10 protein-coding genes are annotated in these 12,301 nt (G+C 71.8%); 6 read left to right on the top strand and 4 right to left on the bottom strand.

The genetic code is table 11. The annotated features are described in order from the left end of the window. Positions 1–126 precede the first annotated feature (126 nt). From QFZ76_RS14770 to QFZ76_RS14760, 3 genes are all read left to right on the top strand, one after another. Positions 127–693 (top strand): SAV_6107 family HEPN domain-containing protein, encoded by a 567-nt coding sequence (locus tag QFZ76_RS14770; protein WP_307674167.1) that lies wholly within the window; start codon positions 127–129, stop codon positions 691–693. Positions 694–962: 269 nt separating this feature from the next. Continuing rightward, a complete protein-coding gene (locus QFZ76_RS14765) occupies positions 963–1,733 on the top strand; it encodes a methyltransferase (RefSeq protein ID WP_307674166.1) in 771 nt (256 codons plus the stop codon). A 274-nt stretch (positions 1,734–2,007) separates the two neighbouring features. Continuing rightward, the gene (locus tag QFZ76_RS14760; RefSeq protein ID WP_266440945.1) at positions 2,008–2,400 is read left to right on the top strand and encodes a DUF3040 domain-containing protein; all 393 of its coding nucleotides are present in this window, start codon (positions 2,008–2,010) and stop codon (positions 2,398–2,400) included. Positions 2,401–2,660: 260 nt separating this feature from the next. Here QFZ76_RS14760 and QFZ76_RS14755 read toward each other — a convergent pair whose 3' ends face one another. The 4 genes from QFZ76_RS14755 to QFZ76_RS14740 form a co-directional block, all read right to left on the bottom strand. Beyond that, the gene (locus QFZ76_RS14755; protein ID WP_307674165.1) at positions 2,661–5,057 is read right to left on the bottom strand and encodes a DUF3488 and transglutaminase-like domain-containing protein; all 2,397 of its coding nucleotides are present in this window, start codon (positions 5,055–5,057) and stop codon (positions 2,661–2,663) included. Then, entirely contained in the window at positions 5,054–6,418 is a 1,365-nt protein-coding gene (locus QFZ76_RS14750; protein WP_307674164.1) for a DUF58 domain-containing protein, read from the bottom strand. Before QFZ76_RS14750 ends, QFZ76_RS14755 begins: the two co-directional genes overlap by 4 nt. Further along, positions 6,418–7,452 (bottom strand): MoxR family ATPase, encoded by a 1,035-nt coding sequence (locus QFZ76_RS14745; RefSeq protein WP_307674163.1) that lies wholly within the window; start codon positions 7,450–7,452, stop codon positions 6,418–6,420. The genes QFZ76_RS14750 and QFZ76_RS14745 overlap by 1 nt, the downstream gene beginning before the upstream one ends. A 248-nt stretch (positions 7,453–7,700) precedes the next feature. Continuing rightward, positions 7,701–8,249 (bottom strand): carbonic anhydrase, encoded by a 549-nt coding sequence (locus QFZ76_RS14740; RefSeq protein WP_307674162.1) that lies wholly within the window; start codon positions 8,247–8,249, stop codon positions 7,701–7,703. A 425-nt stretch (positions 8,250–8,674) separates the two neighbouring features. On the opposite strand from QFZ76_RS14740, the gene rsmH reads away from it, so the two are divergent. The 3 genes from rsmH to QFZ76_RS14725 are packed head-to-tail and all read left to right on the top strand — an operon-like array spanning position 8,675 to position 12,223. Next, positions 8,675–9,634, top strand: coding sequence for a 16S rRNA (cytosine(1402)-N(4))-methyltransferase RsmH (gene rsmH / locus QFZ76_RS14735; protein WP_307674161.1), 960 nt, complete (start codon positions 8,675–8,677; stop codon positions 9,632–9,634). Between the two features lie 52 nt (positions 9,635–9,686). After that, positions 9,687–10,250: a septum formation initiator family protein gene (locus tag QFZ76_RS14730; RefSeq protein ID WP_307674160.1), complete on the top strand. Its 564-nt coding sequence runs from the start codon at positions 9,687–9,689 to the stop codon at positions 10,248–10,250. 5 nt (positions 10,251–10,255) lie between these two features. Further along, the gene (locus tag QFZ76_RS14725) at positions 10,256–12,223 is read left to right on the top strand and encodes a peptidoglycan D,D-transpeptidase FtsI family protein (protein WP_373464300.1); all 1,968 of its coding nucleotides are present in this window, start codon (positions 10,256–10,258) and stop codon (positions 12,221–12,223) included. The last annotated feature ends 78 nt before the right edge of the window (positions 12,224–12,301 follow it).

Raw genomic sequence — 12,301 nt, 5'->3', positions numbered from 1 at the left:
AACCCGAACTTCAGATCGAAGCAAAAGCCCAGGTCAGAACGGATTGTCAGTGGCATACCTCACGATGGGCACATACGGCACCCCGTTTCGGGGCGAAGCCGTCACACAGACGACAGGAGGTTCGTCATGGCCACCTACAACGCAGCCGCCGCCCGCCGGCGCCGCGCCACCGGCCCTGCCCCCTCACTGACCGGCCCGGCGAGTGACGTGCACCCCGTGCTCCGCCGGACAACCGCCCCACCGGCCGCCCTCGATCTGCTCGCCCAGGCCCGTGCCGGTCTCGACGAGGCGGCGACCCTGGAGACGTCGAACGAGCGCTATGCGACGGCCCACTTGGCCGCCCTGCGCACCGCCGCCGCCGTGCTCGCCGCGCGGGGGCGCCCCGAGCCCACACCCCGACGCCGGGCCCGCATCCGGAGCGCCTGGGAAGTGCTCCCCGAGATAGCGCCCGAACTCGCCGAGTGGAGCGCGCTCTTCGCCTCCGGAGCCCGGCGCCGCGCCCGGGCGGAGGCGGGCATCCAGGGCGCGGCCAGCCGTCGGGACGCCGACGACCTGATACGCGACGTGGCGATGTTCCTGCGCCTCGTCGAGCGCATGCTGGTGCTCCAGCCCGTCCTGCCCCAGCCACGCCAGGACGCGGAGCAGCCGGAGGACCAGGACACCACCGACCGCGACTTCCCGGACGCGGGCTGAGAGCCCGGTCGGCCGCCTCCGATGGAGGTGCCACCGTGTCCCCGTCCCGCCGTCGGCGGTCGCGCGGACCACCGCTGCGGCACAACGGAAAGGCCCCGAGTCCGCCGTGTGAGACGGCCCGGAGGCGCGAGACCGCGGTGACCGGCCAGGGCACCGGAGGCAATAGGGTGGGAAGCGCCTGAAGCTTCCCTTTCCCGCAGCCGGGGCAGGGAGGCGCCCCGTTCGCGCCGCCGTGCCAGAGGCGGTGCCGCGCCGAGGAGTCAACTGCCGTGCCGGACCCGATGCGCCCCCGCGCCTCTCTCCGTACCGCCGTGGTCTGGGAGGTCCTCCAGGACGCCCTCGACCGCCGGGTCAAGGCCACGGGTCGCCAGGCGCTGGACGTCCTCGACACCGGAGGCGGCAGCGGCAACTTCGCCGTGCCGGTGGCCCGCCTCGGCCACCGGGTCACCGTCGTCGACCCCAGCCCGAACGCGCTGTTCGCGCTGGAGCGCCGCGCCGCCGAAGCCGGCGTCGCCGACCGTGTGCAGGGCGTCCAGGGCGACGCCCACGGCCTCTTCGACGTGGTCGAGCGCGGCGGCTACGACGTGGTGCTGTGCCACGGCGTGCTGGAGTACGTGGACGACCCCGCCGAGGGCGTCCGCAACGCGGTGGCCGCGCTGCGGTCCGAGGGCGTCCTCAGCCTGCTCGCCGCCGGCCTCGGCGGCGCCGTGCTCGCGCGGGCCCTCGCCGGCCACTTCAAGGAGGCCAAGCAGGCCCTCGACGACCCGAACGGCCGCTGGGGCGAGGGCGACCCCGTACCGCACCGCTTCACCGCCGAGCAGCTCACCGAGCTGGTCCAGGGTGCGGGCCTCACGGTCGGCGCCGTGCACGGCGTACGGATCTTCGCCGACCTCGTTCCCGGGGTGCTGGTCGACACCGAGCCCGGGGCGGTGGAGGCGCTGCTGAAGCTGGAGGAGGCGGCCGCCGAGCTGCCCGCCTTCCACTCCGTGGCCACGCAGCTTCATGTGCTTGGCGTGACGTCGGGGGCCGCCGAGGGCTGAGCCCCACTTGTGCTGTGCTGCTGATCAGGGACTTGGGCGCACATGGAGTACGCCACAGGCCCCCCGCTCTGACGCTCTGCGCCGTATGATCGAGGGAGACCGCCCGGCATGACGGGTCGGCTCCTGGGGAATGGAAGCCTCAGCGGGCCGAGACGCTCATGGCGGATTCGGTTGGCTAATTGGCGTAGAGGGGCGGGTTTCACGGGGGCGATTCCCTGCCTATCCTGAAGGGACCCCCGGGTCGCCCCGGCGACTGCACGATGAGGAGGACTCCGTGCCGCTCTCGGAGCACGAGCAGCGAATGCTCGAGCAGATGGAGCGAGCGCTGTACGCCGAAGATCCCAAGTTCGCGACAGCGCTCGAGGGAAGCGGGCTGCGTACGTACACCCGGCGACGGGTCTACCAAGCGGTCGCTGGCTTCCTCGTGGGTATCGCGCTCCTCATGGCCGGTATGGTCGCCAAGCAGGTCTGGCTCAGCGTGGTGGGCTTCCTGGTCATGCTGGGCTGTGCGGTGCTCGCGGTAACCGGCTGGCGCAAGGCTCCCAAGCCGGGCGAACAGCCCGCCGGTGGCCCGCAGCCCCGTGATCAGGGACGGCAGCGGCGCTCCATGATGGACCGCATCGAGCAGCGCTGGCAGCGGCGCCGCGACGAACAACAGGGCCAGTAGCTCGACGAACAGCTCTCGCCTGTTGCGTGAGGGGGTGACCACCCAAGTGGTGGTCACCCCCTCACGCATGCCCTCGTTCGGGCGACTGGCAGTCGGCCGGCAGTCGGCTGGTCGCCACGGCTGACAAGCGGCTGCCGCCTGACCGAGATCCCCTGCCCGCACAGCGCACAGCGCACAGCGCACTGCGGGCCCCGGGTCGTGTCACGACCCGGGGCCCGCAGTGCGCTGAACCGTATCCGCCGGACCCCGCCGGCCCGGCCTCAGCCCTGCTGACCCGAGGGCCTGCGCAGGTTCGGACGGGCCGCCGCCACGCGGGACCTCACGTCCGTCCACCAGTCCGACAGCGCCCACACCACCCGTGCGGTGGAACGCGGAGCGACGACCGCGCGCAGCTTGGTGCCCCGGCCGACCGTGCTCCGCAGTCCGTCGATCGCCAGGCGGACGTCCTGCGCGAGCCCCGCCGTCGGGCGTGGCCGTGGCGCGTAGAGGACCTGCTCCACGGCGTCCGCCACCCGGTGCACCGCGGCCGCCGCCGTGGGGTCGAGATGCCCGAGCCGGACGATCCTGGCGGCCGCCTTGCGCGGGGTCTGCGAGTCGTCCGGCAGGATCCCGTGGTCCCAGGCCGTGTCGGTCAGCTCCAGCCAGACCGCCAGGGTGTGCCGTGCCGCGTCCGCCTCGGAGCGGCCGTGCGCGCCCAGCCGTACGGACCGGTTGCGCAGTCGCCACAGCATCGGCGCCGAGGGGATCGCCAGGGCCAGGGCGAGGCCTCCGAGGGCCAGGAGCAACGCCCAGTACCACTTCATACCGTCGTCACCACCGCCCAGCGCGGCCGCCGGGGTCTCGCTCTCGCAGGCCTCCAGCTTCTTCTGCTCCGCCGTGCAGCTCTCGCTCGTCGAGGGCGCCGCGGAGGGCGCCGTGGACGTCTCGAGGGACGGCTGGGTCACATCCGGGAGCGTGCTTCCGGTCGAGTCCGGCACGGTGTACGAGGGCACCGAACCGCGGTTCGGAGTCGGCTCGAAGCGGGTCCAGCCCACGCCCTCGAAAAACAGCTCGGGCCAGGCGTGGGCGTCCTTCAGCCCCACCGACACCGAGCCGTCCGCCTGCGGGGACCCCGGCGCGAAGCCCACCGCGACCCGGGCCGGTATGCCCAGGGACCGGGCCATCGCCGCCATCGCGAAGGAGAAGTGGACGCAGAAGCCCTGCTTGTCCCTCAGGAAGCGGGCGATCGCCTGCGAGCCGCTGCCGACGTCCACCTGGGTGTCGTACTCGAAGCCGCCGGTGACGGCGAAGTAGTCCTGGAGCGCGACGGCCTGCTCATAGGGGTTCTTGGCGTCCGCCGTGATCTCGCGGGCGGTGCGGGCCACCACGCCCGGCAGGGAGTCCGGCAGATCGGTGTAATCGCGTTCCAGGGCCGGGGGCGGCGGCGGTGCGGCGGCGAGCTGCTCCGCCGTCGGGCGCACGTCCAGGCTCTTCACCTCGTACGTCGCACCGCGAGTGTTCTGGCCCTTGTCGCCGACCAGCGTCATGCCCTCGGGTTCGTAGCGCCAGTTGCCGCTGATCTGCACGCCGCTGGGCGGGTACGGCATCGGCAGCCATGTCTGCGCGTATGTGTTGGACGCCGAGATGGTGGTCTCGATCTCCGCGCGCTTGACGTCCGCGCCCAGCCCGCGGGGTGTCGGGAACTCGCCGTCCGGAACGGCGGTGATGGACCGCTTGGACGGCTTCCAGCTGGTGCCGTCGAAGTTGTCCAGCGACACGATGCGCAGGTAGAGGTTCGAGAGGTCCGTGTTGTCGTCGGTCTTCAGGGACAGGACCTGGCGGTCCTCGTCCACGTTCAGATCGTCCCGCAGGGTCACCAGCGGGTTCACCGCGGAGATCGTGCCCCCGCCGCCGCTGCCGCTGCCCACACCCGTCCCGGTGGCGTCCAGCAGGCCGCCGTTCATCGCGGGCAGGGCGAGCGGGACCACGAGGGCGACGCCCAGCGCCACCACGCCGATGCGGCGGCCGGTGCGGACGGGGGCCACCGGGCCGCCGGACTCAGCGCCGGGAGTGCGCGGTGCCCCGCCGAAGACCCGGCCCCACTGCGAGAGCCGCTCCCGTCCCTCGGCCAGGAGCAGCAGCAGATAACCGGCCGCCGCGACCAGGAACCACAGCCAGTCGGCGCCGCCGTCGGACAGCCCCGCGGCGACGGAGTACAGCGCGAGCAGCGGCAGGCCGGCCGGGGCCGCGCTGCGGAAGGTCACCGCGAGGGTGTCCACCGCGAGTCCGATCACCAGCACCCCGCCGATGATCATCAGCCGGATGCCGTCGGACGTCAGCGGCGCCGGAATCGCGTACCGAGCGATGTCGTCGCTGCCCTGTCGCAGCAGGTCGGAGAAGCGCACGAAGGCTTCAGGTCCCGGGAACAGCCCCAGGAAGGCCTGCTGCCGGGCGAAGACGAGACTCAGCAGCATCAGCGTGACCAGAGCCTGCGCCGCCACGGTCAGTGGCCGGGCCAGCGGCACCCGCCGGGTCGCCGCACCCACGCCCGTCTGTATCCCGAGCAGGAGCGCGGCCTGCAGGATCCAGGTGGCCGGCTCGACGAGCGGCAGCAGGGCGCACGCCGCCATCAGCGTGGCCGCCCAGGCGCACAGCGCCAGTCGTGCCCGCCCGCTCATGCCGACCCCTCCCCGCCGCCGGCCGCACCGACACCCGTACGGTCCCGGTCCGCCTGACGCCACAGTTCGTTCAGGGAAGCGCCCCGCGGCACGCTCAGCGCCGTCCAGCCCGCCTCGCGCAGCATCCGCAGCCGCTCCCCGCTCCTGTCCAACGGGCCGGGCGCGTCGCTCGGTTCCCGCACCCAGGTTTCGCTGTCCAGCAGGAACGCGACGGCTCCGCCGCTGCGCTGCCGCATCTTGGCGGCCACCGCGGCCTGTTCCTCGTCTAGGTCGCCGAAGAAGGCCACCAGCAGCCCCTCGTTCCCGCCGCGCAGCACGTCGTACGCCCGCGACAGGCCCGTGCCGTCCGAGTGGTCGATCACCGCGAGGGTGTCCATCATCAGCCCGGCGGCGTCCGCCGACTCCTGGCTCGCGCCCGCGAAGCCGTCGGCGCCCTCGCTGGGCACCGAGTTGCCGGTGTCCGTCAACAGTCGTACGGAAAAGCCCCGTTCGAGCATGTGGACCAGGGTGGACGCGGTGCCCGAGACGGCCCACTCGAAGGCCGATTCGGGGCCCGCGCCCTGGAAGGCGAGGCCCCGGGTGTCGAGGAGCACCGTGCAGCGGGAGCGCTGGGGCTGTTCCTCGCGGCGCACCATCAGCTCGCCGTAGCGCGCGGTGGAGCGCCAGTGCACCCGGCGCAGGTCGTCGCCGTAGCGGTACCCGCGAGGGATGATGTCGTCGTCGCCGGCCAGGGCGAGCGAGCGCAGTCGTCCGTCGCCGTAGCCCTTCGCCTCGCCGGTCAGCCGCACCGGCGGGAGCGGCTCCACGCGCGGGATCACCGTCAGGTTGTCGTACGTCGAGAAGGACCGGGTCAGCTCGCACATGCCGAACGGGTCGGTCAGGCGCAGCTGCAGCGGGCCCAGCGGGTAGCGGCCGCGCAGGTCGGAGCGGACGCGGTAGGACACCTCGCGGCGGCCGCCCGGCTCCACCCGGTCCAACACGAAGCGGGGGCGGGGGCCGAGGACGTAGGGCACCCGGTCCTGGAGCATCAGCAGGCCCGTGGGCAGCCGCGAGACGTTGTCCATCCGCAGATGGACGCGGGCCTCGCTGCCGGCCGGCACGCGCGCGGGGGAGAGCCGGCGGCTGCCGGCCACCCGGTAACGCGTGCGGTAGAGCACGGTGGCGCAGATCAGGGGCAGCACGGCCAGCAGCAGTCCGACCCGCAGCAGGTCGCTCTGCCCGAGGACGTACGCGCAGATGGCCGCGGCTATCCCGGCCGCGAAGAAGGAGCGGCCACGGGTGGTCAGACCCGCCAGGGCCGTGCGCACACCGCCCTGGTCGCCCCGGTCGGGCTCCGCGTGCCCGGTCGCCCCGGTGCTCATCACAGCCTCCGCGGCGGCTGCTGGCCGTAAGGCGTAGCGGGACGGCCCACGCCGATGCCGCTCTGCTGGGGCGCCGCGGGCACCGGGGTGTGCTGGAGGATCTCCTGCACGACCTGCTCCGCCGTACGCCGGTTCAGCTGGGCCTGCGCGGTGGGCAGCAGCCGGTGGGCAAGGACCGCGACGGCGAGTGCCTGCACGTCGTCCGGCAGCGCGTACTCCCGGCCGCTGAGGGCGGCGGACGCCTTCGCCGCGCGCAGCAGGTGCAGCGTCGCGCGCGGGGAGGCGCCGAGTCTCAGGTCGGGGTGCGTGCGGGTGGCGGCGACCAGGTCCACCGCGTACCGCCGGACCGTGTCGGCGACGTGGACGCCGCGGACGGCGTCGATCAGCTTCACCATGTCGTGTGCGTGCGCCACCGGCTGGAGGTCGTCCAGAGGGCTCGCCCCGCCGTGGATGTCGAGCATCTGCAGCTCGGCCTCCGCGCTCGGGTAGCCGATGGAGACGCGGGCCATGAAGCGGTCGCGCTGGGCCTCCGGCAGCGGGTAGGTGCCCTCCATCTCGACCGGGTTCTGGGTCGCCACCACCATGAAGGGGCTGGGCAGCTCGTAGGTCTGCCCGTCGATGGTGACCTGCCGCTCCTCCATGGACTCCAGAAGGGCGGACTGCGTCTTCGGCGAGGCACGGTTGATCTCGTCGCCGATCACGATCTGCGCGAAGATCGCCCCCGGCTTGAACTCGAAGTCCCTGCGCTGCTGGTCCCAGATGGACACACCCGTGATGTCCGAGGGCAGCAGGTCGGGCGTGAACTGGATACGCCGCACCGAACAGTCGATGGAGCGCGCCAACGCTTTGGCGAGCATGGTCTTGCCCACGCCGGGGACGTCTTCGATCAGAAGATGCCCCTCGGCGAGCAGTACGGTCAGCGAAAGCCGTACGACCTCGGGCTTGCCCTCGATCACACCCTCCACGGAACTGCGGACACGCTCCACAGTGGCGGTCAGATCAGTGAGGCTCGCTCGATCGTCATAGGTCGTCACCCGGCCCTCCTCGGCCCGTTCTTTCCGGGCCGACGCGCTCGATGCGTGACCGGCCCACCCCGAAACACGGACACCACGCGTGAATAGTTCCGCGTGACGCCACACCCGCATTCTTGCTGCCGTTACCGATTCGTGTCACTCGCCTGTGGACAACTGCCCGCGCTATGTCGGGTCTTACGCCGTTTTGGGCGCCCTGTGGCTCGAAATCAACAGCGAAACGACAGCTGCGGCGGACGGTCACGGGTGTTTTACGCGGGGTCGATCTCGCGCAGCAAGCCGGTCTTGACGTCGAAAACGAAGCCGCGGATGTCGTCGGTGTGCAGTAGGAAGGGCGAGGTGCGCACCCGCTGCATCGACTGCCGTACGTCCTGGTCGACGTCCCGGAAGGCCTCCACCGCCCAGGCGGGACGCTGGCCGACCTCCATCTCCAGGTCGGTGCGGAAGTCCTCGGTGATCGCCTCCAGGCCGCAGCCGGTGTGGTGGATGAGGACCACGCTGCGCGTGCCGAGCTTGCGCTGGCTGATGGTGAGCGAGCGGATCACGTCGTCGGTGACGACACCGCCGGCGTTGCGGATCGTGTGGCAGTCGCCGAGTTCCAGACCGAGGGCGTCGTGCAGGTCGAGACGTGCGTCCATGCAGGCCACGACGGCGACGCCCAGCACGGGACGGGCGTCCATCCCGGGGTCGGCGAACGCGGCCGCGTACCGTTCGTTGGCCTCCACGAGACGGTCGGTGACAGTGCCGCGGCGAGCTATGGCGCCTTCGGGGCTTGTGGGAACCGATGCAGAAGTCGTCATACCCATGACGGTACTGGTCACGCTGTTTCCGGTCCTGTCGTGAGAAAGGAAAAAGAGCGTTATCACGTGCTCACTGTGAGGTAACCCACAGGAGTGAGACGGATACGTCCGGGCGAGGGATTTTTCCCGGTTTGCCGCATCGCGCCCACGCCGGACCGCGACGCGCAGGCCGGTTGATTGACCGCGCGACACCGTGGACTAAAGTGACGCGAAGCGGGAGGCGAGGTCTCCCTGCGGACTGTTTTCCCCGGAGACCCCGGCGATTTTCCGGAGATCTCCCCACGTGCGCGGCGCGTACGTACGGCTCGGCCTCCTCCCGCTCCCGGTCGGCTGACGCTTTCGGCGCCGGCAGGCCTCCCCTTCACCGGGGGAGGGCGGGGACCCGGCGGTGCGTGCGGCGCCCGCGTCGGACCTGAGAGGCCCAGTTGAGCCAGAGTCGACACGTCCCGGTGATGCTCCAGCGGTGCCTGGACCTGTTGGCCCCCGCCCTTCAGGAGCGGCCGGGAGCGGTCGTCGTCGACTGCACCCTCGGTCTCGGCGGCCACAGCGAGGCTCTCCTGGCGAGGTTCCCCGAGGCCCGGCTCGTCGCCCTCGACCGCGACAAGGAGGCGCTGCGCCTGTCCGGCGAGCGCCTCGCCCCGTACGGGGAGCGCGCCACCCTCGTGCACGCCGTGTACGACGAGCTGCCCGAGGTACTGGACAGGCTCGGCATCGCGCGCGTGCAGGGCGTTCTGTTCGACCTCGGTGTGTCCTCCATGCAGCTCGACGAGGCCGACCGCGGCTTCGCCTACGCGCAGGACGCCCCGCTCGACATGCGCATGGACCAGACGACCGGCATGAGCGCCGCCGAGGTCCTGAACACCTACCCGCCCGGCGAGCTCGTCCGGATCCTCAGGGCGTACGGCGAGGAGAAGCAGGCCAAGCGGATCGTGTCCGCGATCGTGCGCGAGCGGGAGAAGGAGCCGTTCTCCAACAGCGCGCGGCTGGTGGAGCTGATCCGGGACAGCCTGCCGCAGGCCGCCAAGCGGACCGGCGGCAACCCGGCCAAGCGCACCTTCCAGGCCCTGCGCATCGAGGTCAACGGCGAACTCTCCGTCCTGGAGCGGGCGATCCCGGCCGCCGTGGAGGCCATCGACGTCGGCGGACGCATCGCCGTCCTGTCGTACCACTCGTTGGAGGACCGGCTGGTCAAGCAGGTGTTCGCGGCGGGCGCCGCCACCACCGCGCCGCCCGGCCTGCCCGTGGTCCCCGAGCGCTACCAGCCCCGGCTCAAGCTGCTCACGCGCGGTGCCGAACTTCCCACCGAGGAAGAGGTCGCCGAGAACCGGCGGGCGGCACCGGCGCGACTGCGTGGAGCCGAGCGCATCAGGGAGTCCATCGAGTGAGGGGCGTGAGGGGTGTGAGCGAGTTGGGGAACCGGACTCCGGGGGAGGGCGCATGGGCAGGAAACCCCAGCTGAGGGGCAGGGCCGCCCGTCTCGCGCGGCTCTTCCCGGTATCGGCGGGCTCCGGACAGGCTGCCCGCACTCCCTTCGTCCTCCTCGTCGTCCTGCTCCTCGGCGGCGGTCTCATCGGGCTGCTGGCGCTGAACTCGGCGCTCAGCGCAGGGTCGTTCAAGCTGGACGACCTCCAGAAGGAGACCAAGAGCCTCACCGACGAGGAACAGTCGCTCCAGCGGGACATCGACGCCTACTCCGCTCCCGAGGCCCTCCAGCGCCGCGCCCGCGAGCTCGGCATGGTGCCCGGCGGCGACCCGGCCTTCCTGAACCCCGACGGCACCGTCAAGGGCGTACCGAGCCCCGCCTCCGGCGCCGAGCCGGCCTCGATGGGCGTCCCCCTCGTCCTCGCCCCCGAGGCGATGGACACCGCAACCGCCCCGCCCCCGGCGACGGACACCGCCCAGCCGGTCCAGCCGGTCCAGCCGGCCGACGCGCCCCCCTTCTCCCCGTCCCTCACGACCCCGACAGTGACCCCGACCCCGACCTCGACCCCCGGCAGGTGACGGAAGTGTCCGACAGGGAACCACCGCGCCGCCGCGTGCCCGGGCCCGCCCGCCCCGAGCGCCCCGCCCGCCCCGTCGGCCGGCGCCGCCCGGGCCCCGGCGCCCGCCCGTCCCGCCGCCCGGCGGCGCCCCGCCCCGCGGCCCCCCGCGTCATCCGGCTGGGCAGCCCCCGCCCCCGGCTGCGGATGGTCGGCCTCGCGCTGACCCTCGTACTGATCGCCTTCGTCGTACGACTGCTCCAGGTGCAGGCTGTCGACGCGAGCACGTACGCCGCCAAGGCCGAGCAGAACCGGTATGTCGGCTACACCCTGGCCGCCGAGCGCGGCGGGATCACCGACCGCGACGGTGTGGCCCTGGCGACCAGCGTGGACGCGTACAACATCACCGCGGACCCCACGCTGTTCAACCGGAAGCAGCTGAAGATCGACGACGGACCCGAGCAGGCGGCCGCCCTGCTCGCACCCATCCTCGGCCAGGAGCAGGACGCGATCGTCAAGAAGCTCAGGCCGGCCGACAAGAACAGCCGCTACGCCGTGCTCGCCAACCGCCAGACCCCGCAGGTCTGGAAGCAGATCAAGGACCTGAAGACCGCGCTGGGCACCAAGGCCGAGACCGACCCGAGCACGGTCAACGTCCTCGCGGGCGTCCTCGCCGTCCCCACCAGCAAGCGCGTGTACCCGAACGGCGACCTCGCCGCCGGGATACTGGGGTGGGTCAACGCCGAGGGCAAGGGCGGCGGCGGGGTCGAGCAGCAGCTGAACGGCCTGCTCGCCGGCAAGGACGGCAAGATCCGCTACGCCCAGTCCGGAGGCCGCCAGGTGCCGACCGCGGGCTCCGCCGAGACCCCCGCGGTGCCCGGCAGCGATGTCGAGCTCACCATCGACCGGGACATCCAGTGGGCCGCGCAGAACGCGATCACCCGGCAGGTCGAGGCGTCCAAGGCGGACCGCGGCTATGTGATCGTGCAGGACACGCAGACCGGCCAGGTCCTCGCCATGGCCAACTCGCCCGGCTTCGACCCGAACGACCTGTCCACGGCCAGCTCCGTGAACATGGGCAACGCGGCTCTCCAGGACGCGTACGAGCCCGGCTCCACCGCGAAGGTCATGTCGATGGCCGCCGTACTGCAGGAGAACGTCGCCACGCCCGACACGCAGGTCGTCGTGCCCAACCGGCTGCACCGCGGTGACCGGCTCTTCAAGGACGACATCGACCACCCGACCTGGTACCTCACCCTCAACGGCGTGCTCGCCAAGTCCAGCAACATCGGCACGATCCTCGCGACCGGCCAGCTCGGCAAGACCCAGCCCGAGGCCAACCAGGTCCTGTACTCCTACCTGCGCAAGTTCGGCCTCGGCAGCTACACCGGGCTCGGCTTCCCGGGCGAGACGCCGGGCATCCTCGCCGCGCCCGACAAGTGGTCGACCTCGCAGCAGTACACGATTCCTTTCGGCCAGGGCGTGTCCATCAACGCGATGCAGGCGGCGTCCGTCTACTCGACCATCGCCAACGGCGGCGTACGCGTCGAACCCACGCTCGTGCGCGGTACGAAGGGGCCCGACGGGCGCTTCACCCCGGCAGCGCAGCCAAAGGAGACAAGGGTCGTCAGTGCCAAGACGGCCAAGACCCTCGCCCGGATGCTGGAGTCCGTCGTGGACGACGTGGAGGGCACCGGCACCAAGGCCCGCATCCCCGGCTACCGGGTGGCGGGCAAGACGGGCACGGCCAACCGTGTGGATCCGGCCACCGGCAAGTACAAGGGCTACACCTCGTCGTTCGCCGGATTCGCCCCCGCAGACAAGCCCCGCATCACCGTCTACTGCGCGATCCAGAACGCCACCGAGGGCAGCTACTTCGGCGGGCAGATCTGCGGTCCCGTCTACAAGCAGGTGATGGAGTTCGCCCTGAAGACCCTCCAGGTACCGCCCACCGGGGCCAAGGCCGCGAACCCTCCGGTCACCTTCAAACCCTGACCAGCCCTGTTCAGCACGGAACCCCCAGGAACCAGCTCGTGACGACGATCACCCCCGATTCCGGCAACCAGGGCGCCC

This window comes from Streptomyces sp. V4I2, assembly GCF_030817655.1.
Lineage (GTDB): Bacteria > Actinomycetota > Actinomycetes > Streptomycetales > Streptomycetaceae > Streptomyces > Streptomyces plumbiresistens.
The sequence above is the reverse complement of the archived record's forward strand: the minus strand, read 5'-3'. Positions and strand labels throughout refer to the sequence as shown.